This window comes from Niallia sp. MER 6, assembly GCF_023714395.1.
Taxonomy (GTDB): domain Bacteria; phylum Bacillota; class Bacilli; order Bacillales; family Cytobacillaceae; genus Niallia.
Genome location: NZ_JAMAUK010000003.1, coordinates 245,755 through 269,439, shown reverse-complemented (window position 1 = coordinate 269,439; position 23,685 = coordinate 245,755). Strand labels below are relative to the sequence as shown.

28 protein-coding genes are annotated in these 23,685 nt (G+C 38.5%); 5 read left to right on the top strand and 23 right to left on the bottom strand.

The features are described from left to right. Positions 1–17 precede the first annotated feature (17 nt). From yhbY to M3600_RS05965, 4 genes are read right to left on the bottom strand one after another with little or no spacing between them, the layout of a single operon-like run. The gene (gene yhbY, locus M3600_RS05980; RefSeq protein ID WP_233313088.1) at positions 18–311 is read right to left on the bottom strand and encodes a ribosome assembly RNA-binding protein YhbY; all 294 of its coding nucleotides are present in this window, start codon (positions 309–311) and stop codon (positions 18–20) included. Beyond that, on the bottom strand, positions 312–1,142 hold the full coding sequence (gene aroE, locus M3600_RS05975; RefSeq protein WP_233313087.1) for a shikimate dehydrogenase: 831 nt from the start codon (positions 1,140–1,142) through the stop codon (positions 312–314). A 34-nt stretch (positions 1,143–1,176) separates the two neighbouring features. Continuing rightward, positions 1,177–2,280, bottom strand: coding sequence for a ribosome biogenesis GTPase YqeH (yqeH, locus tag M3600_RS05970; RefSeq protein ID WP_233313086.1), 1,104 nt, complete (start codon positions 2,278–2,280; stop codon positions 1,177–1,179). 3 nt (positions 2,281–2,283) lie between these two features. Then, on the bottom strand, positions 2,284–2,799 hold the full coding sequence (locus M3600_RS05965) for a YqeG family HAD IIIA-type phosphatase (RefSeq protein WP_233313085.1): 516 nt from the start codon (positions 2,797–2,799) through the stop codon (positions 2,284–2,286). Positions 2,800–3,222: 423 nt separating this feature from the next. On the opposite strand from M3600_RS05965, the gene M3600_RS05960 reads away from it, so the two are divergent. Beyond that, positions 3,223–3,363 carry a sporulation histidine kinase inhibitor Sda gene (locus M3600_RS05960; protein ID WP_233313084.1) on the top strand — a complete coding sequence of 47 codons (141 nt, stop codon included), beginning with the start codon at positions 3,223–3,225 and terminating at the stop codon, positions 3,361–3,363. A 34-nt stretch (positions 3,364–3,397) separates the two neighbouring features. On the opposite strand, the gene M3600_RS05955 is transcribed toward M3600_RS05960, so the two are convergent. Then, a complete protein-coding gene (locus M3600_RS05955; RefSeq protein WP_237941728.1) occupies positions 3,398–4,183 on the bottom strand; it encodes a phosphatidylserine decarboxylase in 786 nt (261 codons plus the stop codon). A gap of 125 nt (positions 4,184–4,308) precedes the next feature. Here M3600_RS05955 and pssA point away from each other — a divergent pair, with 125 nt between their 5' ends. Beyond that, positions 4,309–4,848, top strand: coding sequence for a CDP-diacylglycerol--serine O-phosphatidyltransferase (pssA, locus tag M3600_RS05950; protein ID WP_233313083.1), 540 nt, complete (start codon positions 4,309–4,311; stop codon positions 4,846–4,848). Between the two features lie 29 nt (positions 4,849–4,877). Here the strand turns inward: pssA and M3600_RS05945 are convergent, their stop codons facing one another. From M3600_RS05945 to M3600_RS05930, 4 genes are all read right to left on the bottom strand, one after another. Continuing rightward, complete coding sequence (locus M3600_RS05945) at positions 4,878–6,671, bottom strand: M3 family oligoendopeptidase (RefSeq protein ID WP_233313082.1); 1,794 nt, start codon at positions 6,669–6,671, stop codon at positions 4,878–4,880. A gap of 161 nt (positions 6,672–6,832) precedes the next feature. After that, entirely contained in the window at positions 6,833–7,024 is a 192-nt protein-coding gene (locus M3600_RS05940) for a sporulation protein YjcZ (protein ID WP_233313081.1), read from the bottom strand. 132 nt (positions 7,025–7,156) lie between these two features. Beyond that, the gene (locus M3600_RS05935) at positions 7,157–7,939 is read right to left on the bottom strand and encodes an N-acetylmuramoyl-L-alanine amidase (protein ID WP_251644904.1); all 783 of its coding nucleotides are present in this window, start codon (positions 7,937–7,939) and stop codon (positions 7,157–7,159) included. A gap of 60 nt (positions 7,940–7,999) precedes the next feature. Next, complete coding sequence (locus M3600_RS05930; RefSeq protein ID WP_237941730.1) at positions 8,000–8,452, bottom strand: hypothetical protein; 453 nt, start codon at positions 8,450–8,452, stop codon at positions 8,000–8,002. 281 nt (positions 8,453–8,733) lie between these two features. Between M3600_RS05930 and M3600_RS05925 the strand changes: the two genes are divergently transcribed. Next, a complete protein-coding gene (locus M3600_RS05925; protein ID WP_233313078.1) occupies positions 8,734–9,045 on the top strand; it encodes a hypothetical protein in 312 nt (103 codons plus the stop codon). Between the two features lie 57 nt (positions 9,046–9,102). Here M3600_RS05925 and sigK read toward each other — a convergent pair whose 3' ends face one another. Beyond that, positions 9,103–9,825 (bottom strand): RNA polymerase sporulation sigma factor SigK, encoded by a 723-nt coding sequence (sigK, locus tag M3600_RS05920; protein WP_233313077.1) that lies wholly within the window; start codon positions 9,823–9,825, stop codon positions 9,103–9,105. Positions 9,826–10,121: 296 nt separating this feature from the next. Here sigK and M3600_RS05915 point away from each other — a divergent pair, with 296 nt between their 5' ends. Further along, on the top strand, positions 10,122–12,059 hold the full coding sequence (locus M3600_RS05915) for a fructose-1,6-bisphosphatase (RefSeq protein WP_237941731.1): 1,938 nt from the start codon (positions 10,122–10,124) through the stop codon (positions 12,057–12,059). 231 nt (positions 12,060–12,290) lie between these two features. On the opposite strand, the gene M3600_RS05910 is transcribed toward M3600_RS05915, so the two are convergent. From M3600_RS05910 to M3600_RS05880, 7 genes are all read right to left on the bottom strand, one after another. After that, on the bottom strand, positions 12,291–12,431 hold the full coding sequence (locus M3600_RS05910; RefSeq protein ID WP_251644903.1) for a YrzI family small protein: 141 nt from the start codon (positions 12,429–12,431) through the stop codon (positions 12,291–12,293). Positions 12,432–12,466: 35 nt separating this feature from the next. Then, the gene (locus M3600_RS05905; protein WP_233313074.1) at positions 12,467–12,619 is read right to left on the bottom strand and encodes a YrzI family small protein; all 153 of its coding nucleotides are present in this window, start codon (positions 12,617–12,619) and stop codon (positions 12,467–12,469) included. A 458-nt stretch (positions 12,620–13,077) separates the two neighbouring features. Then, on the bottom strand, positions 13,078–13,323 hold the full coding sequence (locus tag M3600_RS05900; protein WP_233313073.1) for a YrhC family protein: 246 nt from the start codon (positions 13,321–13,323) through the stop codon (positions 13,078–13,080). 134 nt (positions 13,324–13,457) lie between these two features. Further along, on the bottom strand, positions 13,458–14,591 hold the full coding sequence (locus tag M3600_RS05895; protein ID WP_237941732.1) for a bifunctional cystathionine gamma-lyase/homocysteine desulfhydrase: 1,134 nt from the start codon (positions 14,589–14,591) through the stop codon (positions 13,458–13,460). Next, the gene (locus M3600_RS05890) at positions 14,592–15,515 is read right to left on the bottom strand and encodes a PLP-dependent cysteine synthase family protein (RefSeq protein ID WP_233313071.1); all 924 of its coding nucleotides are present in this window, start codon (positions 15,513–15,515) and stop codon (positions 14,592–14,594) included. A gap of 157 nt (positions 15,516–15,672) precedes the next feature. Next, a complete protein-coding gene (gene mtnN / locus M3600_RS05885) occupies positions 15,673–16,368 on the bottom strand; it encodes a 5'-methylthioadenosine/S-adenosylhomocysteine nucleosidase (protein WP_233313070.1) in 696 nt (231 codons plus the stop codon). A 19-nt stretch (positions 16,369–16,387) separates the two neighbouring features. After that, the gene (locus tag M3600_RS05880; RefSeq protein ID WP_233313069.1) at positions 16,388–17,023 is read right to left on the bottom strand and encodes a class I SAM-dependent DNA methyltransferase; all 636 of its coding nucleotides are present in this window, start codon (positions 17,021–17,023) and stop codon (positions 16,388–16,390) included. 188 nt (positions 17,024–17,211) lie between these two features. Here M3600_RS05880 and M3600_RS05875 point away from each other — a divergent pair, with 188 nt between their 5' ends. Next, entirely contained in the window at positions 17,212–17,418 is a 207-nt protein-coding gene (locus M3600_RS05875; RefSeq protein ID WP_233313068.1) for a DUF2536 family protein, read from the top strand. Between the two features lie 43 nt (positions 17,419–17,461). Here the strand turns inward: M3600_RS05875 and M3600_RS05870 are convergent, their stop codons facing one another. The 6 genes from M3600_RS05870 to M3600_RS05845 all read right to left on the bottom strand — a co-directional run bounded on the left by M3600_RS05870 (position 17,462) and on the right by M3600_RS05845 (position 23,684). Continuing rightward, positions 17,462–18,103, bottom strand: coding sequence for a YrrS family protein (locus tag M3600_RS05870; protein ID WP_233313067.1), 642 nt, complete (start codon positions 18,101–18,103; stop codon positions 17,462–17,464). A 126-nt stretch (positions 18,104–18,229) separates the two neighbouring features. Further along, positions 18,230–19,990, bottom strand: coding sequence for a peptidoglycan D,D-transpeptidase FtsI family protein (locus M3600_RS05865; protein WP_251644902.1), 1,761 nt, complete (start codon positions 19,988–19,990; stop codon positions 18,230–18,232). Between the two features lie 64 nt (positions 19,991–20,054). Continuing rightward, entirely contained in the window at positions 20,055–20,531 is a 477-nt protein-coding gene (gene greA, locus M3600_RS05860; protein ID WP_233313065.1) for a transcription elongation factor GreA, read from the bottom strand. Positions 20,532–20,825: 294 nt separating this feature from the next. Next, positions 20,826–21,461 (bottom strand): uridine kinase, encoded by a 636-nt coding sequence (gene udk / locus M3600_RS05855; protein ID WP_233313064.1) that lies wholly within the window; start codon positions 21,459–21,461, stop codon positions 20,826–20,828. 3 nt (positions 21,462–21,464) lie between these two features. After that, positions 21,465–22,733 carry a peptidase U32 family protein gene (locus M3600_RS05850; protein WP_233313063.1) on the bottom strand — a complete coding sequence of 423 codons (1,269 nt, stop codon included), beginning with the start codon at positions 22,731–22,733 and terminating at the stop codon, positions 21,465–21,467. A 21-nt stretch (positions 22,734–22,754) separates the two neighbouring features. Next, positions 22,755–23,684 (bottom strand): peptidase U32 family protein, encoded by a 930-nt coding sequence (locus tag M3600_RS05845; RefSeq protein ID WP_233313062.1) that lies wholly within the window; start codon positions 23,682–23,684, stop codon positions 22,755–22,757. Position 23,685 lies beyond the last annotated feature (1 nt).

The window sequence follows — 23,685 nt, the reverse complement described above, 5'->3', positions numbered from 1 at the left end:
TCGCCTCTTCTAACCCATTATGATGGTAAGTTAATGGTTTTGTTCTCTTTTGATTCCTTGTAAAGAACAATTGTTGAACCGATCAGCTGAACAAGCTCAGCCCCAGTTCCTTCTGCAAGCTCACTAGCCACAACATTCTTATCTTCTTCACAGTTTTGAAGGACACTCACCTTAAGAAGCTCTCTTACCTCAAGCGCCTCTGCGATTTGTTTAATCATGTTTTCATTGACTCCGCCTTTTCCAACTTGAAAAATTGGATTCAAGTGATGTGCCATTGCACGTAGATATCTTTTTTGTTTTCCTTTTAGCATTTAATTGCCTCCTAGTTGTTTCCATACATTTTTTCTCATTCTGTCTGTGTCCGGCATAAGACCGATCCACTTCTCAAAGGCTAATGCTCCTTGATATACAAACATCTCAATTCCATTTTGAACAATCGCCCCGCGCCTACTGCCTTCTGTCAGAATCTTAGGCTCTAGAGGGTTATATATTATATCACTTATAAGAGCATTTTCTTTTATATTTTCAACATTTAACGGGGTTTCATCAACATTTGGAGACATGCCGATAGAAGTTGTCTGGATAATTAAGTCGTATTCACCAAGCTGCCTTTCTGCTTCTTCCCGTTCAAGTATTGCTGTCTTAACCGGAAACGGACAAGAGCTTTTCAAGCTTTGCGCATTTCCAACAGTCCGATTTGTGATATCAATCGTTTCTACTCCATAATGGGCCAGCGTAAAATAAATGGCTCTTGCTGCACCGCCAGCTCCTATCATCAATGTTTTTTTATCCTTAATGTCAGGCATGACCTTAAGAATACCAGTAAGATATCCAGATCCGTCTGTATTATAACCAATCCATCTCCCCTGCTCGTTCACAACCGTGTTAACAGCACCAATTGCTTTACAAAGTGGGTCGAGTTCATCCAAAAAAGGGAGGATATCCGTCTTATGGGGAACGGTCACGTTAAAACCTGAGACACCGTCTTTCTTAAGCAGTTCAAGCCCTTTTTCAAGCTTTCCCTTTTCTATATGAACCCTATCATATTGGGCATCGATTTGATAGTGCTGGAACAAGTCGTTATGCATAAATGGTGACATGGAATGTTTAATTGGATCACCAATAACCGCAAACCTCTTCATATCCACTCTCTCCCGTATTTTCTCTTCTCTTTATTTAAATAAGCGACTTTCTAATCATTGCATGTACACCTTGGGGAACATGCACGGAAACTTTAATGTTTGGTTCGTTGACAGTGATCCAGCCTAAGCCAGAAAATACGATATCTGTTTTTGCTTCCCTAATAGTGAAATCATGCTTCACAAGCTTAGGAAAATGGTCCATTTCGTCTCGCTTCGGCGGTGTCAGCATTTCACCGGCATGTTTTTCATAGAGAGCATCTGCATTTTCCGTCTTTGTGCGGTGTATGTCAAGCTCATTAGAGAAATAACAAACAAATGAATTCCGATCTCCGCTTGTGAAATCAAAGCGCGCCAAACCGCCAAAAAACAAAGTTTGTCCTTCATTAAGCTGAAATACTTTTGATTTTATTTCTTTTTTCGGTGTAATGACTTTTAAGTCCCGCTTATCGACAAAATGGGCCATTTGGTGATGGTTGATAATCCCAGGAGTATCAACCAGCGCCTTGCCGTCTGCTAAAGGAATCTCGATAATATCGAGAGTTGTCCCTGGAAAATGGGATGTTGTGATAACATTTTCTTCTCCTGACACCTCTTTCAGAACAGAGTTTATAAACGTAGATTTGCCGACATTCGTACAGCCCACCACGTAAACGTCTTTTCCTTCGCGATGAGATTCAATAGCTTCCAGTACCTCTTTAATACTTTGCCCTTTTTGTGCGCTTACTAAAAAGACATCCGCAGGTCTTAACCCCAGATCTTTTGCTTCTTTTTTCATCCAGTTGATCACTTTTTGCTTGTTAACAGACTTTGGAAGTAAATCAACCTTGTTCCCTATTAATAATACTTTATTCTTTCCTGTAAATCGATGAAGTCCTGGAAGCCAGCTTCCATTAAAATCAAAGATATCAACAATCTTTACAATCAGGCTGTCGCTTCTGCCAATTTCGTTTAAAATTTTCAAGAAATCATCATCTGTTAATGATACATCCTGAACTTCATTATAATGCTTTAAGCGGAAACAGCGCTGGCAAATAACCGTCTCTTTCTGCAAAGAAGAGGCAGGTGCATACCCAAGTTCTTCTTTATTTTCTGTTTGAATGGCAACTCCGCATCCAAAGCAATGTATTCTTTCAGTCACTTATTAATCCTCCCATGTCAATTTTCCTTTTCTCCGGAACCAATTCAATATTCTTCTTTCAATTTTTCTGTTTATCCTTGTCGCAAAACCATCTGTTTGGGCAACAGGCACAACTAGAATAGTATGAAAGCCGCTGCGGTTCCCGCCAAGAACATCTGTAAGAAGCTGATCTCCTATTACGACTGCTTCTTCTTTACTTAACTTCATTTCTAAAAGCGCTCTGCGAAAGGCTTTCCCCATCGGTTTTCTGGCCGCAAAGATAAAAGGAATGTTTAAAGGATCAGAAAAAGACTTTACTCTTCCTTCCTTATTATTTGATACGATTGTAACTTTTATATTGTTTTTCTTCATATCTTCGAACCACTCTATTATCTTTGGTGTCGCCAAAGGGCGGTCCCATTCAACAAGCGTGTTGTCAAGATCTGTAATAATTCCCTTTACTCCCTTTTCTTTCAGAAGTTCTGGTGTTATTTCGAATATATTTTTGACAAACTGATCAGGCAAAAAATTATTTAACAATGATTGACACCTCTTTTATCTACTAGTTGATCAGAAATTATTTGCATTTAAGGTTTTTCACGTTGTATGTATGTCACACTGATTATTTTCCATCCGAAAAACAATTTTAATGAAAGTAATATTATACCTTTTTCTACCCGTGAAAAGAAGTTTATGTCTGTTTTTTTTTATATTCTAAAAATATTTTTCGACAAAAATCGCAAAATTCCGCATTTGTGGATAACCTTATTCACATTATACCCTTTGTTATAATAAACATCTTTATACTTACAAACAACTTAACCACAGGTTATCCACCATAGATTGTGGATAAGAGAACAGTTGTTCTAAATGTTTATTTTTGTTAAAGTTAGGTTACTAGATAATATATTCACTAACCGTTTACAGAATTTACAAAATATGGATTGGAGGTGATTTCCTGACATGCGCAAACTGTCAGATGAATTGTTGATTGAGTCATATCATAAGGCTAGGGAATTGGATTTAAGCCCTGAATTTATACGTCTCATTGAAACAGAAATCCACCGACGTTCATTAAGCAATAAGATAAAAGTTTCCTCCTAACCCGCCTATCGCGGGTTTTTTTTATTCTGTGCATTTAGCTTTTTAATTCGCCGATAAGCTCTCCCATTTTAACTTGGAAAGGTGCTTTTATATCTTCCCGAAGTTGAAATGCATCTTTTTCAAACAACAGAATAACGGTTGATCCAAAAGAAAAATAAGCAATTTCCTCACCCATATCAACCATATTTTGCTGATGACTTAAAATAATAGAGTTGATGAACATTGCTCCTACCTTAACGACCGCAACATTATGGCTACTATTTGTTTTCACTTCCGAAATTGTTCGGTAGTTTTTAGAAAGAGGATTTTTTCCGTATTTTAAGCCATATTTATTAACAGGGTATGATTTTTCTCCTGCAGTCCATTGCTTAACTATTTCTCCGGCAACAGGACTGTGAATGCGATGATAATCACTTGGGCTCAAATAGAAGATCAAATAAGTACCGTCCTCATAATCTCCTATTGTGTCGTCTTTGTCCAGCATCTCTTCAATGGAGTATATCTTGCCTTTCACTGTAATTGTTTTGTCTTTTTTAATTTTGCCGATGTCTTCAATAACAGCATCAACAGGACTTATTACACCATTATGCTTGTTATGTATTGCCCTGACGCCAGATTTTAACTTTCTAACAAAAAATTCATGAAGATTCGAAAACGATTCAACACTTTCTTCCGCTTCCCCAAGGTTTATTTGGTATACTTTGGAAAAGGAAGGGATCACCTTGGTGCTGATTTTTGAATGAGCAAATTTTTTTATCAGCATAGAACTCCACCTGCTGTTAGTCAGTTCTATTAATAATCGGTAAAAAAACTGTTTCAACGAAGAATCCTCCAGTAAATTGTAAATTTTTCTTTACGAACAATCATATATTACATTAAAATTAAATATTATTATATAAAAAATAAAGTTTGTATGAAATAAATTTCATACGAGGAGTGAATGGGATGTTTCTACATGAAGTGATAGAACAAACCGCAAAAAAGCTAAAGGCACAGATTGCCAATTTCCTTACCCTGACAAATCTAGGTCTTGGCGGGTTTTCCATTATTTTCAGCTTAAAGGGCCAAATTCAGCTTAGTCTTTTATTAATATTTATCGCTGCATTAGCAGACAGGTTGGACGGAATGGCTGCACGCAAGTTCCAAATCGAATCAGAATTAGGAAAGCAGCTGGATTCTATGAGCGATATCATTTCTTTTGGAGTTGCTCCAGCATTGTTGATTTACCAGGCAGTTTTGTTTGAATTTAATGCAGTCGGTTCTTTCTTTGCCGTCTTGTATATTTGCTGTGGCGCATTTCGTTTGGCGCGATTCAACATTACAGAAAACAACGGCTTTTTCACTGGTTTGCCGATTACAGCAGCTGGGTGCATCATCACCTTCTTCAGCCTGGGTATAAACTATGTTCCGCCTCAAATGTATTTGTTTCTTCTTCTGATTTTATCTGTTTTAATGATCGCTAATTTCAAATGGAGAAAAATATAAAAGGATGCCTGCAGGCATCCTTTTTCCATTTACCTAGTTAACTCCATAAATTCTTCCACATCTTCTATGCATACTTTTATGGCGCTTTCCCAAAAAGCATCATCTGTTAAATCCACATTTAAATGCTTTTTCGCAAGCTCCTCAACAGACATGCTTGCCGTGTCTTTCAATAGGGCAATATATTTCCTTTCATATCCTTTTCCTTCTTGAATGGCTTTGGCGTAAATGCCAAGAGAAAATAAATAGCCGAATGTATATGGGAAGTTATAAAAAGGAACTCCTGTGATATAAAAATGCAGCTTAGAGCCCCAGAAGGACGGATGATATTCTGCCAATGCATCTCCGAAAGCTTCTTTTTGCGCATCTGTCATAAGCTCATTTAGTCTTTCCTTGCTTACAAGCCCTTTGCGTCTTTCCTCATAAAATCTGGTCTCAAAGAGAAAGCGTGCATGTATATTCATTAACAAGGCAACAGACCGCTGAATTTTATCCTCTAACAGACTGATTTTCTCTTCTTTAGTCTTAGCGTTTTTCACAGCAGCATCTGCGACAATCATCTCAGCAAGCGTAGAAGCTGTTTCTGCCACATTCATCGCATAATTGCGGTTCAGTGTATGCATATCCCTCATTGCATATGTATGGAAGCCGTGCCCCAGCTCATGTGCTAATGTGGATACGTTAGACGGCGTCCCAGAGTATGTCATAAAAATTCTTGATTGCCCGCTTTCAGGAAAGTAAGTATGGAAGCCTCCTGGTCTTTTTCCGTGTCTGTCTTCTGCTTCAATCCATGCGTTCTCAAAAGCCTTCTTAGCAAAACCAGTCATTTCCTCCCCAAACTTCTCAAAGTGATTGAGAATGAATTCTGCACCCTCCTGATAACTCATCTTTGATTCAGTCTTGCCAATCGGAGCATCAACATCATACCAAGTCAGCTTATCTATGCCGAGCATCTGGGCTTTCCTATTTAGGAATTCAACGAAAGGCTTCTTATTATTGCTGATTACCCTCCACATTGCTTCAAGCGTTTTTTCTTCCATTCTGTTATATTCAAGAGGCTCTTTGAGCACATTATCCCAATTTCTCATTTCATATGTATTTAACCGGAATCCAGCAAGATGGTTTAATGTCTTCGCCAATACAGCACCTTTCTCATCCCAGGCCTTTTCCCATTCAGCAAAAACCTTCTTGCGCACTTTTCGATCTGGATTGGAGAATTTATTCGCTGCCTGCCCTACAGACAGAAACGTTACTTCACCATTTTCTTCAAATGGGATTTGTATACTGCCCACAACTGTATCATACATTTGTCCCCAGCCGTGATAGCCGTCAATACTAAGCTTATTGATTAGCATTTCTTCTTTTTCGGAGAGCTTCTGCCTGGCATTTGTTCTTCTTTCTGTAAGAACGAAAGACAGTTCTTTCAGCTCTTCATCTTTAAGCAGAATCGCCCATTGCTTTTCCTCATATTGCGATAATTTTCCGTCAAATATGGTTAAAACATTCTGAAACTTGGCACTAAGCTCCGTTACCTTCCCCCTTAGGGCATCTGCCTCTTTATCATTCATGTTTTGCGCCTGCAGACAGCTGACGAATGCGCCTGCTTGACGGATTTTTTTGACAGTTCCTTCAAACAGGAAAATAATATGCCGCACCGTCTCCCTTTCGGCTGCTCCATCCATTGGAACATATTTACCTACAGCCCTTGCAAATTCTTCTATATTACTTCCAGTTTCATCAAGATGTTGTACAAATGCTTGCGAACTGCTTCCTCCAGGAAAAAAAACATCCAAATCCCATACATCAGAAAACGTTTTGTTTGTCAAAGTTATGCGCCCCCTTTATTACTTCTTATATTATTATAGTTTTATTATTAAAAAATTTCTATCTATTATAATAGAAGAAAGCAAAAACGATACTAACCAAAATATGTTTTCAGCAAAAAAAATCATTTGCCTAAAGGATGGCAAATGATGAATAATCACGCTTAATAGAAACAGTTGCCAAATGCCCAAATTCCCCAAAACAAAATAATGATAATAAACAGAACAATCAATAATGCATACCATGCTCCGTATCCTTGCTGTGCACCATAGCCGTATCCAGCTTGAGGCGGGTAGCCACCAGCTAAAAACGGTGCCCCAGGCACGGATTGATATGGGTAGCCGAATGCTGTCATAATGAAACCTCCCCTCCCTATTAACCTATTCGTCAGATAGCCTGGTGGGTTAGGCGCCAGTCCTATTTTTTATTGATTTTCTATGCTCATAAAAAAACTTGAGTCTTTATAAAAGACCCAAGCACTGTAGTTTTATGATTCTGTCAAAATGATGGTTGCATAGCCTGCATCCTTGGCTCTGTCTTCCATCGCTTCCGCATTTGCACGATTTGCAAAAGCTCCGATTTGGACTTTATACAGATTGTCCCTAAACAATACTGCTGCCTCAAGCCCATCTCGTCTTGCTTGTTCTGCTAAGCTGTCTGCATTTTCTTTATTCCTGAAGGCTCCGATTTGCACCTTATATAGATCTCCAGAACCGCCGCCGCCTGTATCTTTTTTGTTTAGGTTAAAGGCATCGGCTATGCCTTCTGCATGTCCTCTTGCCAATGTGGAAAGGAAAGAAGCGCTTTTCAGTTTATTTGCATCCGTTGCATTGTCAATAAATCCGTTTTCTATCAAGATAGCCGGCATATTAGTTTCTCTTAGCACATGGAAATTCGCCTTTTTCTTACCGCGGTCGCTCCAGTTAGATAGGTTGATTATACGATTATGAATTGCCGTCTGGTATGTCGTTGTTGGAGCACCAACTCCAGTGTAAACATAGCTTTCAAATCCTATCCCTCCGCCTGCATTTACATGAACAGAAACAAAATAGTCAGCTCCCCATGCGTTGGCAGCATTAGATCTTTCTGAAAGGCTGACCGTTTCATCAGAGGTTCTGCTCATCCTTACTGTTACATCTTCGTATTCACTGACAAGCATATCTCTAATCATTGTCGCAATTCGCAATGTGATATCCTTCTCCTGAATTCCATTTCCCACAGCTCCTGGATCAGAGCCGCCATGGCCTGGATCAATAAATATTTTCGCCATTATAATTCACCACCTTACTATTATTATAGAAAGGCGGTGCATCATTGCTTGTACGTATGACTAATTTGTAATTAAAACAAGATCCTTTTCCATCCTGTCACTAAACAGAACGGTTTCCCTAATACTTCCGTCATCCGCTTTGTAGTACATTGATTTTCTAATGATGTTACTCTCTGAGAAGCTTATAAAAATAATTCTTTCAACTGAATCTTCCGTAAGACCATTTATATCGACAGCATCCATTTCGGCTGGATAGCTGTAATGGTTGACTGTACACAAATCAAAACGCCACACTTCATTTCCATTCATAGCGTCTGTCATTGACTTGTAATCCCCTAACTGCAACGCCTCTATATCAGCTTTATTATGAAGGTTTTTCAGTGTTGCTTTCCACTCATTATCACTGTGTTCACATGTATCCTCAATGCCTGCCTTCACGTCTTTCGCCTCCTGTAAAGGCGAGATGATGGCAGTAATTAACACGGATAAAAAAAGCAGCTGTTTCAATAGCATTTAGTCTTCATCCTCCTACTGGGTAGTTCTTACATATCCGCTTATACGCTTATTTATATTTCAAAAACATTACTATTATTATATTTTATTTACAAATTGCGAATTTTTTTCAGGAGGGAAAATCAGCTGAAGTGTAGGGCATGTACTTTTTAAAGAATATGTGTTTACGAACCAATAAATGATAATATTTTCCTTTTCATCAAACTATCCTACCATTCCTGCCACATAGTAAGAATATGTAGGAAGGACATGCATAAATATGTAAGGAAGGAGGAGAGAAAATGAAGAAACGCCTTGCAGCAATCGTTGTAATTGTTCTGCTTGCCTTTATTGCATATGTGGAGACACCTACTGCGAAGATTAATGAGGATTATGTTTATTTTTATGGTGAGACAACGGAAAGTGAACCGGCAAGCACGTCTTCGGAGGTGTATGGAGCGCCAGAATTAGAATATAAATTAGAAGATACGCAGGTAGAGGATGGATTTGTTGTAGAAACATACAGAGAATACGAGATTTATAAGAATCGTGAGGGTGAAGTTGTTAAAAATGTTCCTACTTCTAATCGGGAATATTTAAGATACAAGCAATAGAAGTTTCGTTGTGACAAAAAAAGAGGGCTGCACGAAAGACAGCCCTTTGTTTAGAGGCTAATCCTGCCCCTTTCTCCGTTTTTCCTTTTCCGCCCTGTAAAATTCATGGAACATCTTCATTAGCGCTCTTTTTTCAATACGGGAAACATAGCTTCTTGAAATACCAAGCTCTTTAGCAATTTCCCTTTGGGTTTTTTCCTTTTTTAAGTCTAGCCCGAATCTGCCGACAATAACTTCTTTTTCCCGTTCATCCAACACATCGATATACTCTTTCACCTTTTCCAGCTCCATATTCAATTGAATCGTATTTACTACATCTTCGGATTCCGACTTTAATACATCGATTAAGCTGATTTCATTTCCTTCCTTATCCTGACCAATCGGATCATGCAAGGATACATCTTTTTTTGTTTTTTTCAGTGCTCTTAAATGCATAAGTATTTCGTTCTCAATACATCTTGCTGCATATGTGGCAAGCTTCGTTCCTTTCCCTTCCGAAAAGCTTTCTATTCCCTTTATCAACCCAATTGTTCCGATAGAGATTAAGTCTTCCGAATCCTCGCCTGTGTTTTCAAACTTCTTCACAATATGTGCAACAAGCCGCAAATTATGTTCTATCAACATATTCCGTGCATGTGAATCTCCCTCTGCCATCAGTCTTAAGTACTTCTTTTCATCTGATGCAGACAACGGCTGGGGAAAGGCGTTATTTTTTACATAGGACACAAGAAATAACAGTTCTTTTACTAAAAGCCCGAGTGAATAAATTATCCCAGACATATTTCCACCTCCACTTTTGCCTATACTCCATTACTATGTAAAGGTCGAGGATGTCTTGCATGTCCTCGCTCGAATATTAATAGGAAAATATCCATTAATTATGTTTACGATAATCTGCCGCAGGGTATAAAGGACATCCTAAAAAAGTATAAGCAGTCATTAAAGCGGAATTATATTTTTAGAAATAAGGTAAATTAAAAGAGGATTTTTCTTTCCTTGGCTGGAAAATAGGAATAAAATGGGCTTATGCGTTTTTTTAACAATAATTGGACAACTTTTCGATAGGAGAGGTGCAGATGGATACAAAATATTTAGACCTGCTAACAGAAAAATACGATAGTGAAGAAAAAGTAGTGACAGAAATAATAAATTTGGATGCCATTTTAAACCTGCCAAAAGGGACTGAGCATTTTGTCAGTGACCTGCATGGGGAATTCCATGCGTTCCAGCACGTCTTGAGAAACGGCTCTGGAAATGTAAAGGAAAAGATTAAAGAATTGTTTCATGAAGAGCTTTCCAAAAAAGAGATGGACGAGTTTGCTACACTTGTTTACTATCCTGAGGAAAAGCTCCAGCTTGTTATCAACTCATTCGAGTCAGACCAATTATTGTACGAATGGTATGTGGAAACGATTGAAAAGATGGTTCGCCTAGTTTCCTATGCTTCTTCCAAATATACTCGTTCTAAGGTTCGCAAGGAGCTGCCGAAGCAATTCGTGTATATTATTGAAGAGCTGCTGTATAAAAAAGACGAACTCGACAATAAAAAAGAATACTACTCAAAAATCCTCCAAAGAATCATCTCCCTTGGTCAAGCAAGCAAGCTTATTACAGGGTTAGCATATACGATTCAAAGACTGGTAGTGGACCATTTGCATGTAGTTGGCGATATATACGACAGAGGCCCTCATCCTGATAAAATTATGGAAACCTTAATGGACTATCATTCTGTTGACATTCAGTGGGGAAATCATGATGTTTTATGGATTGGTGCATTTGCCGGCTCTAAAGTATGCCTTGCCAATATTATCCGCATATGTGCACGCTATGACAACCTTGATATTATTGAAGATGCTTATGGCATTAATTTAAGACCATTGTTAAATCTTGCAGAGAAATATTATGAAGATAACCAAGCCTTCCGTCCGAAGCTGAATGCTAAAAGGGAAGAAATTGGCGAAGAGAATATCCTGCAAATCACTAAAATCCACCAGGCTATCAGCATGATACAATTTAAATTAGAGCAGCCGATTATTAAAAGACGACCAGATTTTAAGATGGAGCACCGTCTCCTTTTAGATAAAATCGATTTCAAATCAAATACGATTGTTTTGCATGGTAATACCTATCAACTTGAAAACACTTGTTTTTCAACCATTGATCCATCTGATCCGGCAAAGCTTTTGCCTGAAGAAGAACAAGTTTTAGAAAAGCTGCTTTTTTCGATTCAACATTCTGAGAAGCTTGCAAGACATATGACTTTCTTAATGAAAAAAGGCAGCCTTTATTTAAAATACAACGGCAACTTACTGATCCATGGCTGTATTCCGTTAAATCAAGATGGCAGTATGAAAACAATGGAGCTAAACGGCAAAGAGTACAGCGGCAAAAAGCTGCTTGATGTGTTTGAGAAATACTTGCGCGAAAGTTTCTCTCATCCTGAAATAACGGATGACCTGGCAACAGATATGATTTGGTATTTATGGACAGGCGAAAATTCCTCGCTGTTTGGAAAGAAAGACATGACTACCTTTGAGCGCTATTTCATCAAGGAAAAAGCGATACATAAAGAGCAGAAAAATCCTTACTATCAGTTAAGGGAAGAAGAAGCAACTTGCAGAAGAATCCTTGAGGAATTCAACATGAATCCTGATCACGGCCATATTATCAACGGGCATACGCCTGTTGAAGAAATAAACGGAGAAAATCCGATTAAGGCTAATGGAAGGATGATTGTAATTGACGGCGGCTTTTCCAAAGCATATCAATCTAAAACAGGGATAGCAGGCTACACCCTTCTTTACAACTCATATGGCATGCAGCTAGTGGCACATAAACGTTTTATTAGCAAAGAAGATGTTCTCCAGACAGGAACAGACGTCCTTTCTGTCAAAAGAGTTGTAGACCGAGAGCTGAAGCGAAAACGAGTTATGGAAACAAACATAGGAGAGAAATTGCTCGAGCAAAGAGACGACCTCCAGCATCTTCTCGAATACAGGTACAAAGTGAGATAATTAGAAGCTCATGCATCACTATGATGCATGAGCTTTTTTCATTGAGATTTCTTGCCGATTCTTTCTAACCACCACTTAAATTCTGCCGAAAGCAACAAAATAAATATATGCATATAGCCTTCTCCTTTTAAGTTTCGTTAGGTGGAGTCCTTCTCCACCCACAGGATTGATTGACGCCTTTGCAAAATGATAATCATATTGTTCACCCTTTCTCTTTTCTATTATTAAACATTATAAATATCGATGATGTGACATATGTTTGTCTTTCTGCTCTTCCATTAACTTTTCAATTCTTGCTTGATGCAAATGTTCCTCTGTACTTACTTTCCGCTTGCGAATAATGATGGTAAAAAACAATAGATTCAGTGTCATTTATACCACCTCCTTCTTAGTCGTACTTTTCTTACTTAAAACATATTTCTGGGAAAATCACCTAGCAGCAATTGCTTTTGGTTGTTTTCTTCTATTAATTGCTCCATTAGCAAATCATGCATATGTTGCTCATGCGATTTTTGATTTTTTTTAATCGTTATCGACATAAATAGAATATTCAGTGTCATTTGCTCACCCCCTCTACGTTGCCATTACCATTATTTAACTAAAATGTTAATTTTTAATTAAAAAGGCGCAAAAAAACCGCAGTTAATCTAGGCTCCTGCGGCACGTTTTAAAAAAAGGCATATAAAAAACCGCAGGGACAGAATTCACCTGCGGTTGGATAGGCTATTATAATGAATTAGCTATTCCAAATTATCACTGGTTGAATTCGTGCATAAACATATTGAGTTGTCATTTTGCCTGCTGCTCCGATAAATACGTTTTGCATATCATTCAACCTCCTTTTGAAATAGTTTTTACATTGGCAATTATATCCTCGATTTCCAGTTTTGTAAACCCCTTTTTCCAGATATGGGTTTTTTATATTAAAGTTTTTGAATAATAGGTTTAATGCTTGTATTTAAAGGGCATAAAAAAAAGAGCATGATTTTCTCATCCTCTTTGTAGCATATATATTTTATTACATATCGTTATCTGTCATATCACTGATCATTTTTTTGTATTTCTTTACTTTAGCGAAAAAGAAAATAGATGTACCTAATGTTAAAACTGAAGTAATTGCCATCGCTTCATCATGCCATTTCACTTCATGAACAGCCGGAACGATAACCCCTAAATAAAAAAAGACTCCAACAGCTAGCAAAACAATGGCAAATCGTTTGTAGTCTGCCAATTTCCCCGACAAGTCCTTCAACGTTTTCTCCATTTTTATCCCTGCTTTCTACTTTTCTATAACTCTACTGTACCATAAGCATGGTCGTCTTTTCTTTAGCAATTGATAGCATGTTAGGAAAATAATAACAAGAAAAAAACTGCCTTTTATAAAAGGCAGTTTTCTTCTTATTTTAAGCCTTGTTCTAAATCCTCTAACAAGTCCTCTACGTCTTCTAAACCTACTGAAATACGGACAAGTCCATCGGTAATGCCAAGTTCTGCTCTTCTTTCTGCTGGAATAGATGCATGCGTCATTTTTGCTGGTACAGATATTAGACTTTCCACTGCCCCAAGACTTTCTGCTAAAGTAAAATACTTTACTTTGCTAAGAAGCTTATCGGCATTTTCTGCACTGCCAACATCAAAGCTGATCATTCCGCCAAAACCTGACGCTTGTTTTTTACTGATTTCATGATTTGGGTGTGTTTCCAGTCCTGGATAGTACACTTTAGATACAGCAGGATGCTTTTCAAGGAATGCGACGATTTCGCTGGCGCTTTTTTCATGTTCCTCCATTCGAATACCTAACGTTTTCATTCCGCGGATTAACAGCCATGAATCATGCGGTCCAAGCACTCCTCCAGTGGAATTCTGAATAAAATGCAAATCTTCTCCTAGTTTCTCATTCTTAACTGCAACAAGACCTGAGACAACATCGCTATGGCCGCCTAAGTACTTTGTAGCACTGTGTAAGACGATATCTGCACCGAGTGTTAATGGTGTTTGCCAATATGGTGTGGAGAAGGTATTATCAACAATCGTTACTAATCCAAGCTCCTTCGCTGCAAAGGAAGCTGCTTGAATATCAGTGATTTTCAGCAACGGATTTGTCGGTGTTTCGATATAAAGTGCCACGGTATTTTCTTTTACTGCTTCTTTTATATTGTCGATATCGCTCGTATCAATAAAGGTAGCTTCTATTCCAAATTTATTAAGCACCTTTGTTATTACCCGAAATGTGCCACCATAAACATCATCTGTTATTAAAATATGATCGCCTTGTTTAAACAGCATTATAACCGCCGTAATAGCTGCCATTCCGGAGCTAAATGCAAATCCCCTAGTTCCGTGCTCTAAATCCTTTATAAGCTCCTCCAAGGCGTGGCGGGTAGGATTGCCTGTTCGTGAATATTCAAACCCTTTATGATTGCCTACTCCTTCTTGCTTATAAGTGCTGACTTGATAAATTGGAACATTGACAGCACCTGTATGCGGATCTCCTGGTATTCCTCCGTGAATGAGCATCGTTTTGCGTTTCATTTAAATTCCTCCTTCAAAAATCTTTTTACTTATATAGCGGTCGCTGCTGTCCGGTAGGATTACAACTATATTGGTGCCTGGTGCAGCTAGTTTCGCTTCTGCCAAGGCGGCATATAGGGCTGCCCCTGAGGAGCTTCCCACAAGCAGGCCTTCCTTAAGCGCTGCCTCATTCACCTTTAAAAAGGCATCGCTATCACTGACTGTATAAATTTTATCGAAGTAAGCTGGGTCCATATAAGGTGGCAGAAACTCCATCCCAATCCCTTCTGTTTTATGAGGGCCAGACTTTCCGCCATTTAGGATCGATCCTTCTGGCTCGACAATAACCGTTTTTATTGAATGTTTTTGTTCTTTCAAATATCGGGCGGTACCCATAAATGTCCCGCCCGTACCTGCACCTGCAATAAAAACGTCAATATTGCCTTCGAGCTGTTCCCAAATCTCCGGTCCAAGTGTCTTGTAATAGGTGTCTGGGTTTGCTTCGTTTTCGAATTGGCCTGGAATAAAGGAATCGGGAATGCTTTTTTGCAGCTCTTTCGCCTTTTCAATCGCACCAGCCATTCCTTTTGCTGTTGGGGTATGGACAATTTCTGCTCCTAATGCCTTCATAACTTGCTGTTTTTCCACGCTGAATTTTTCTGGCACACAGACGATTACTTTCACATCTTGATTTAATGCTGCAAGAGCCAAGCCGATTCCTGTATTCCCTGCAGTCGGTTCAATAACCGTTCCGCCTTTCTTCAGCTTCCCTGTCTCAAAAGCATCTTGGATCAACTTGATTCCCAGTCTGTCTTTAATACTTCCTCCTGGATTATAATACTCAAGCTTTGCAAATATACGAACTTCATTAGGCAAAGGAAAATGGGTAATCTCAACCATTGGTGTATTGCCAATAAGCTGATGCACATTGTTGTAAACTCTCATGATCATTTCCCTCCTTCTATATATCATTGCCTGTTTTGCTTCTAACTCTGTTTGCAATTTATACCGATTATCGCTTATCACAGCTATTCCCATTTGAATAGTCAGAATTAAATGCTAGAATCGGGGAAGTTCCTATTATTAGGACTTCCCGCTATAATCAGTTCATTTTTTGAACGATTCCCACTACTAAGTTCGCCGAATGGACTGCTGCCTTTTCTAAGTATTGATCAAAGGAAAGATGTGATTCTTTTCCAGCTATATCCGATAGAGAACGAATGATAACAAATGGAATTTCATGCTGATAGGCAACTTGAGCTATTGCAGCTGCTTCCATTTCTACAGCCTGTAATCCAGTGAATTTCGTCTTGATGAAGGCTGCCCTTTCCGGATCATTAATAAAGGAATCACCTGTTGTAATAAGGCCTCTGACAACAGCATACTCCCCTATTTCCTTCGCGCTTGATTCAGCTATCTGGATTAGACCATTATCTGCTGCAAAACTCGCAGGCATTTGCGGTACTTGACCGTATTCATAACCAAATATAGTCGCATCCACATCATGATGTCTCACTTCGTCTGAGATGACAACATCGCCGACATTCAAGTCAGGGTTTAATCCTCCAGCAGAGCCTGTATTGATTAAATAGTCCGGTTTGAACGTTTGCAGCAGAATAGTCGTGCTCATCGCAGCATTAACTTTGCCTATGCCTGAGCGAAGCAGCACAACATCCTTCCCAGCAAGATTACCTTCAATAAATTGAAATCCGGCAATTGTCTGCTCTTTTTTATTGTCCATTTGTTCTCTGAGTATGGCAACTTCTTCTTCCATTGCACCGATTATTGCTATTTTCATGTACTTCCCTCTTTCTAAGCTACACTTTTGTTCCTTCCATGATCCAAACAAACTCATTTAAGCGGGTGAATGCGGCAGTAAAGCCTGCTTCCTCTAACATCCTCTGTAATACGGGAATAGTGGAATAGTATTCACGAGCTAAGTCTTCAGCCAGGTTATGGAAACCACTTTTTGCAGCGGCATCTTTTGCTTTTTCATAGTCTTCTTCGGAACGAAACATCGTATCCGCAAAAACTATTTTACCAGATGAAGGCAGTAAATTACTATAAAGAGTAATTGCTTCTGCTTTTTCTTCATCTGTTAAATGATGAAAAGCATAGGTGCTCACGAAAACATCTGGCGCACTCTCTGTTGAGAAGTTAAGAAAATCTCCATCCTTCACCACTGCTTTTTCATTCAGCTTCTCCTCTGCTAATTTCCGCATAGCTTTGGAAGGCTCTATACCTGTAACAAACAATCCTTTATCTGCAAGCTTTAAAGTCAAGTTCCCAGTGCCTGGGCCAAATTCGACTACTGTGCCGTAAGCCCGGTTTGCCACTTCATCTAATATCTGTTCGTAGTTTCGGAACACTTCTTTGTATTCTATATCTTTTGTTAAACTTTCATCATAAGTGTCAGCCCATTTTTCAAAGATCTCCATAAATTCTTTACCCATTTCTCATGCCCCTTTCATAGCAAACAATTCCAATATACATACTATGAATTAGACAAGAGTCATGTTCATAATTTACCACATCCCCTATGCCTTTTTCAATAATTGTGTTGAAGACAATGTCTCCTTGTTTCATGACATATGATAAAATAGGAAAAGAGACTATTTTATTTATTGAAAGGAAGTAAAGGATGAATTTCCAGCTAGATATTATAAAGGATAAAGTAGAGTTCTTTGAAGGTGATTCTTTAAGTACTATCGAAAAAAAAATTACAGAACAAATTGAAATTAACAAAGCAATCCTGCTTGAGGTCCATTCTGTCAATCACCAAACAACACTCCAAGAAAACGGCAGACCTTATCATACGGTTATGGTTCATTTTAAAATAAAAAAATAACAAAAAAGAAACTGCTTATAAGATTATAAGCAGTTTCACTCATTTAACGTATATTTAAATCATTAATTTCCTCTACTTTTGTCGGTTTCCAGCCGCTGCCGTCCACCCACTCAATATAAACGCGATATTTTTCGCTTTTATCCTTTGTAGAAACAGTGCCGATTGATTTATTCTGATCTTTATTATTGTTCCCTAAAAACCAAACAACCATATTGCCTTCATCTATTCCTGTTCCGTATGCCAAAGCTTTTAACTGTTCATCCCAATCAACACCTGCTGAGTAGGAAGCTGTATGTTCACCTGACTGCGTTGTTCCAACAGGCTCCCATGAAGGATTCTCGATGGTTTTAATGACGTTTGAATCACTTCCGCCTTCGGTGATAATAGCCTCTCCATCTTTTTGTGTTTCCTGCTCTTCATCACTTTCAGAGTCGTCTGTACTTTTTGCAGCATCATTATCTGCTTGAGCGGAAGCTTGCTCGTCTTTTGTACTCTCTGTTTGGGCAGTTTTCTTATTTTCCTGGTTGTCTGTCTTATTATCACCATCACTGAAAATGGAATAAGAGACAAAAACAATTAATGCTATCACAAGAATGATTAAGGCATTAAGAATAATATTCGTTTTTTTCCTCTTTGAACGCTGTTCAGATCTGCTTCGAACATTATCGTTAGTGTCTGTGCTCAACTTGTTTCTCCTCCCTATTGTTCATACATTTGTATTTACTTTTAATTAATATCTGTATTTAAGCCAACAAAGGCTGTACATATTCTATCATGACTTTTGAATAGTGAAAAGGAAAATGGGTATTTTCTATTGAGCATGACTCTCTTCATGGTCATAAACCGCCTTTACCATATCAGCAAATAGCGAATTGACTCCTCCTTCATCTGCGAATACCTCAAGGTTGACTGCAACTAAGGCATATTTGGGTTTATCATATGGAAAATAGCCTGCAAACCACTTATTATGAAGCTGTTCCTCTCCCTTATAGATGCCAGTCTCTGCCGTACCGGATTTACCGGCAACTTCATACGGCAAGTCTTGAAACCATCTTCCTGTACCTTCTTTGTTCTCAACAACTTCTCTTAAGAGCTTCTGAAGTTCTTGTGCTGTATATGGCGAAATCGTTTCACCATCTAGCTTTTTCTGATCGAATTTCACCAATGTACTGCCATTTTTATATTCTATCTCAGAGGCCACTCTGACTGCCTGCTTTTCCCCGCCTCTGGCGATTGTAGCCATCATGTTGGCAACAGCTATTGGTGTAACCCTGACTTCATTCTGACCAATGCCTGTCAATGCTACATAATTCTTATCCTTTTTTGCATCCTCTGAAAGGAACACTCTGCCTTTTTCTTCATCTTGTATTTGCTTAAAGTCGCTTGAATGAAAAATAGTCCCTTCCCAGCCTGTCGTTGTTGTTAAAGACAGCTTCTTTGCGTAATCTTCTAAGATATTTTTGTCAATATCCTTTAACTCTTTGGCAATTGTTGCGAAAGTATTATTGCAGCTGACAGCAAAGCTGTTTGTGAAATTAAGCATACCATGCTGATAAACAGGGTCTGGATCTCCATTTATTTTTTGGCTGCAGTTATAAATGGCATCATCATTATTCAATTTATTATCTATCGCAGCTGCTGCCACTACGGTTTTGAAAACAGAACCGACTATCTGCTGTTTAAGCATAAAATTATTAATACCATCTGTTTCATAAGGATTTTTATCAATAATAGGACGAGATACCATAGCGGCAACTGAATTTGTCTCTATATCTAAAAGCACAAGTCCGCCTTTTTTGATATTATGCTTGTCCACCAGCTCTTCTGCCACTTCTTGTAATTCTTTATCAATGGTCGTTTTAATATTTACAGGATAAAATGGATTGCCAGGCTCCACATATTTAACGTTCGTTCCAAACAACGGACCTCCTGTGGCATCGACATGATAGACAAGCTTAGATTCTCCATCTGGGAGAAGAAACTCATCAAAGCTTTTTTCTAGTCCCGTTAACCCGATTAATGTGTCATAAGACAGTTTTTTGTCAGGGTATCTTATTTCAAGCTCTGCTTCATTTTGACCGGTAATCCCTAACAGTTGTTCAGCTAACTCATTTTGGACCCTGAATTTTTTATTAACGGCAAATACACCGGGAATTTTCAAATTATTAATATCGGTCATTTGTTTTGCGGAAAGCTCTACCGGCTTGCTGCCACCAAGGACTACAGGCTCTTTTGCCTCCGCTATCGTTTTCGTTAAAGTATATTCAGTTGTCCCAATAATATCCGCAATTTTTCTACTGTCCCATTCCATATTTTTTAAAAACGGAAATAGAATAAGAACTGTTTTCGTTTGCTGTGTCAGCGACTCCCCATTTCTGTCCAAAAATCCCCCGCGGCCGTTATCCAGTACCATCTCCTGTGATCGTTGCTTCACACTAGCTTCCACTAAGTTAATATTATGTTTAGTAAAATGTTCTGTTTCCACAAGCTGTATTTGCACAAGTCTTGCAAGCAGCACAACAAGCATACAAATAAAAAATACACCGATAAATATTGCTCTCTTTCTCCACATAAAAAAACACCTCATCAAGAGTGTTGACGAGGTGTCCTTTTTTCAAACAATTACCGTGAAATTGTTATTTAATTGTAACGATTTCTACATTCATTTCTCCACCAGGTGTTTGAACAACTACTTTATCGCCGACTTTTTTGCCGATTAGGCTTTTTGCAATCGGTGAATCATTGGAGATTTTACCTTCGAACGGATCAGCTTCTGCACTGCCCACAATTGTGTATGTTTCTTCGTCACCATCAGGAAGCTCAATGAAAGTAACAGAACTACCTAGTGAAACAGTGTCACGATCTAATTCATCTTCTGAGATGATCTTCGCATTGCGGATCATGTTTTCAATTGTAGTGATGCGTCCTTCTACAAACGCTTGCTCTTCTTTTGCAGAATCATATTCCGAATTCTCTGATAAGTCTCCGAAGCTGCGCGCTATTTTAATACGTTCAACGACTTCTTTACGTTTAACCGTTTTTAATTGTTCTAGTTCTTGTTCCAGTTTCTCTTTACCAGCCAATGTCATTGGAAATTCTTTTTCGATAGCCAAAATGTTCACTCCTTAAAGTATCCAGCACAATCTATATATTTTGATTGTTGGTTTATGGTATGTATTAAAGTTGATGATGTAAACTCAAGCTAAATTACTAATAGGATGAGTTTAATACGTATTCCGAAAAAAAGAAAGCATTTTCTTTCAAAAAAAGAATAATTATTCCCTAAAATGCATTATTTTAGGGAAATAATAATGCCTCTAATCCTTTATATAAAAGGGGTTAAAAGGTAAAATCAAAGATTTTAAAAAACCTTATCATTTCTCTCGGGAAAAAATAAATTACAGAGCTTATAATAACGATTTTTGCTCAAGAATCGTCTGTATCTTCGTTACCATTAAGTCGATAGCAACGTGATTTTGACCGCCTTCTGGAATGATGATATCAGCATAGCGTTTTGTCGGCTCAATAAATTGATTATGCATCGGTCTTACAACACTCACATACTGATCAATAACAGAGTCCATTGTTCTACCTCTGTCTTGAATATCCCTAACAAGCCTTCTAATAATGCGCAAATCTGCATCTGTATCCACGTACAGCTTCATGTCCATTAGATTGCGAAGTCTTTCATCCTCTAAAATAAGAATGCCTTCCACAATAATAACATCACGAGGTTCGACAAGTATTGTCTCATCTGATCTCGTATGCATGGCGTAATTATATACAGGTTTATCGATTTTTTCATACTTAAGCAATGTTTGGATATGTTCAATTAATAATTCTGTATCAAATGCCAACGGATGATCATAATTTGTTTTTAGTCTTTCTTCAAATGGAAGATGTGATTGATCTTTATAATAATAATCCTGTTCAATCATCAGGATGGAATGTCCTTGAAAATGCTCAAAAATAGCTTTGGTCACGCTTGTTTTTCCTGATCCGGAGCCACCTGCGACACCAATTACAACTGGTTTGCGCTGCATGCTTTAGAGCTCCTTTCTCATCATGTTATTTGGAAATACAGGGTGATCCACTTTAAATTTAACAATTTGCAGCGGATGGCGGGCTGCATCAAGCTCATTGCCTTTTTCATCCCATATCGTATCAATAACTGTCGTAAAATTAGATATTTCTGGACCGAAGAATTCTACTTCCTGTCCTGGTTTAAAGAAGTTGCGCTGCTGCAGCGTTACAATCTTTTCCTCTTTGTCATAATCAAGAACAAGTCCAACAAAATCAAAAGTTGTCTTTTTGCTATGATTACCAAACATTTGCTCTTTATACCCTGGCTGCCCTTCAAAGAATGCTGGTGCTGTTTCTCTGTTTGCACATTTATCCAGCTCTTTCAGCCATTCTTCGTCAATAACAAAATTATCAGGATCAGCACAGTAAGCATCAATTACTTTACGGTACACGCTGACAACTGTTGCCACGTAGTGAATAGATTTCATACGACCTTCAATTTTCAGACTGTCAATGCCCAGTTCAATCATGCGGGGAATCGATTCAATGAGCTTAAGGTCTTTAGGACTCATCGCAAAAGGTGCATCCTCTTCAGAGAAAAGCGGCTTTTCTTCTGTGTTTTCCAGTCTGTACAGATCATAATCCCAACGGCATGATTGACAGCATCCGCCTCTGTTAGAATCCCTTGCTGTCATATGATTGCTTAGTGTGCATCTTCCAGAATACGCAATACACATTGCTCCATGAATGAATGTCTCGATTTCAATATCGACTTTTTCTTTCATTTCCTGGATTTCTTCTGCACTGGTTTCACGGGCAAGCACAACTCTTTCTAAGCCCTCTTCCTTCCAGTACTGAACAGCTTTCCAGTTGGAAAGAGACTGCTGTGTGCTTAAGTGTACTTCTATTTCAGGTGCTACTCTGCGGCATGTTTCAATAATGAGCGGATCAGCAACAATAATGCCGTGAATGCCTGCTTCTTTTAATCCAAGCAGATATTCTTCCAGTCCGTCGATATTTTCATTATGCGCAAAAATATTTGTTGTTACATATATTTTCGCATCATAGTTTTTTGCAAATTCCACTCCCTCTTTCATTTCCTCGAAAGTGAAATTTCCAGCGTTAGAACGGAGTCCATATTCTTGGCCTCCGATAAAAACCGCATCAGCTCCATAAGCAACGGCTATCTTCAATTTTTCAAGATTGCCTGCAGGCGCCAAAAGCTCCGGCTTTTTGACAATGATTCTTTTACCGTCTCGAATTTCAGAGATAGGTGTTTTCACTGCTGTCATCGTCTGTACTCCTCCTAATTATTAATACACTGTTTCTTTAAAGAAAAATCCTGTGTCCAACGGTCTATTTGCCGGCTGTATCTGTTCAATTTCTGCTAGTAGATTATCCTTTTCCTCATCGTACTGATCAGGATTATTTACAAACATCGTTATTGCTCGATGATAAATGCTCGTCACTTTTTGAATATAAGCAGAATCCTTTAAAATACCGTCTATCTTAAAAGAATCGATGCCTGCTTCTATCAATTCCTGCAATTCATCAACAATGCAAATATCATTAGGACTCATAATATGTGTGCCGTTTTCGTCTTCAAAGATCGGATACTTGTTCTCTCTCTCTTTATCATGGAGGAAGTAATCCCTGTCTTTCTGTTTATCGGCCATATCTTGCTCTTTGCCCTGATGTTGGAAGTAATGCCCTAAAAGGGTGCGCTTTGATTGGAACATTGTCGTCATGCCGTGAACTTGGATTTCCAATTCGACTTCTGCATTCTCTTTCATCTCAATGATTGCATCCATGCTCAGTTCCCGTGCGAGCACCGCTCGTTTAGCACCTTTTTTCCCCCAGTAATTGCAAGTATACCAGTTAGTTCCAGTGGTTTCTGTGTTCCAATGCAGTTTCATGTCTGGGGCAACTTCACGCGCCACCATAAGAACTGCCGGATCACCAAAAATAATGCTGTCCGCATTCACATCTCTTAAGAAAGCAATATAATCATAAAGGTCATCTATTTTTTCATTGTGAAAAAGACCGTTGACAGCTACATATACCTTCTTGTTTCGTCCATGGGCAAGTTCAATCGCTTTTTTTACATCATCGCGCTTAAATTCTCCTGCTAAACGCAATCCAAATTTCTGTTCACCGATCACAAAGGCATCTGCTCCGCTTTCGATCAGTGGAATAATGTCTTCAACCGTAATTGGTGTAACGAGCAATTCAGGTTTTTTCATT

Excerpts from the sequence above, each read along its gene's own strand:
- M3600_RS05890 (WP_233313071.1), bottom strand. The coding sequence starts at position 15,515 with ATGAGAGTTTACAACAATGTGCATCAGCTTATTGGCAATACACCAATG.
- M3600_RS05930 (WP_237941730.1), bottom strand. The coding sequence starts at position 8,452 with ATGCTATTGAAACAGCTGCTTTTTTTATCCGTGTTAATTACTGCCATC.
- M3600_RS05845 (WP_233313062.1), bottom strand. The coding sequence starts at position 23,684 with ATGAAAAAACCTGAATTGCTCGTTACACCAATTACGGTTGAAGACATT.
- pssA (WP_233313083.1), top strand. The coding sequence starts at position 4,309 with ATGTTTCTACATGAAGTGATAGAACAAACCGCAAAAAAGCTAAAGGCA.
- M3600_RS05910 (WP_251644903.1), bottom strand. The coding sequence starts at position 12,431 with ATGACACTGAATCTATTGTTTTTTACCATCATTATTCGCAAGCGGAAA.
- aroE (WP_233313087.1), bottom strand. The coding sequence starts at position 1,142 with ATGAAGAGGTTTGCGGTTATTGGTGATCCAATTAAACATTCCATGTCA.
- M3600_RS05925 (WP_233313078.1), top strand. The coding sequence starts at position 8,734 with ATGAAGAAACGCCTTGCAGCAATCGTTGTAATTGTTCTGCTTGCCTTT.
- M3600_RS05905 (WP_233313074.1), bottom strand. The coding sequence starts at position 12,619 with ATGACACTGAATATTCTATTTATGTCGATAACGATTAAAAAAAATCAA.
- mtnN (WP_233313070.1), bottom strand. The coding sequence starts at position 16,368 with ATGAAAATAGCAATAATCGGTGCAATGGAAGAAGAAGTTGCCATACTC.
- M3600_RS05915 (WP_237941731.1), top strand. The coding sequence starts at position 10,122 with ATGGATACAAAATATTTAGACCTGCTAACAGAAAAATACGATAGTGAA.
- M3600_RS05935 (WP_251644904.1), bottom strand. The coding sequence starts at position 7,939 with ATGGCGAAAATATTTATTGATCCAGGCCATGGCGGCTCTGATCCAGGA.
- M3600_RS05880 (WP_233313069.1), bottom strand. The coding sequence starts at position 17,023 with ATGGGTAAAGAATTTATGGAGATCTTTGAAAAATGGGCTGACACTTAT.
- sigK (WP_233313077.1), bottom strand. The coding sequence starts at position 9,825 with ATGTCTGGGATAATTTATTCACTCGGGCTTTTAGTAAAAGAACTGTTA.
- M3600_RS05940 (WP_233313081.1), bottom strand. The coding sequence starts at position 7,024 with ATGACAGCATTCGGCTACCCATATCAATCCGTGCCTGGGGCACCGTTT.
- yhbY (WP_233313088.1), bottom strand. The coding sequence starts at position 311 with ATGCTAAAAGGAAAACAAAAAAGATATCTACGTGCAATGGCACATCAC.
- M3600_RS05960 (WP_233313084.1), top strand. The coding sequence starts at position 3,223 with ATGCGCAAACTGTCAGATGAATTGTTGATTGAGTCATATCATAAGGCT.
- M3600_RS05865 (WP_251644902.1), bottom strand. The coding sequence starts at position 19,990 with ATGTGGAGAAAGAGAGCAATATTTATCGGTGTATTTTTTATTTGTATG.
- M3600_RS05875 (WP_233313068.1), top strand. The coding sequence starts at position 17,212 with ATGAATTTCCAGCTAGATATTATAAAGGATAAAGTAGAGTTCTTTGAA.
- M3600_RS05895 (WP_237941732.1), bottom strand. The coding sequence starts at position 14,591 with ATGAAACGCAAAACGATGCTCATTCACGGAGGAATACCAGGAGATCCG.
- M3600_RS05850 (WP_233313063.1), bottom strand. The coding sequence starts at position 22,733 with ATGACAGCAGTGAAAACACCTATCTCTGAAATTCGAGACGGTAAAAGA.
- M3600_RS05900 (WP_233313073.1), bottom strand. The coding sequence starts at position 13,323 with ATGGAGAAAACGTTGAAGGACTTGTCGGGGAAATTGGCAGACTACAAA.
- udk (WP_233313064.1), bottom strand. The coding sequence starts at position 21,461 with ATGCAGCGCAAACCAGTTGTAATTGGTGTCGCAGGTGGCTCCGGATCA.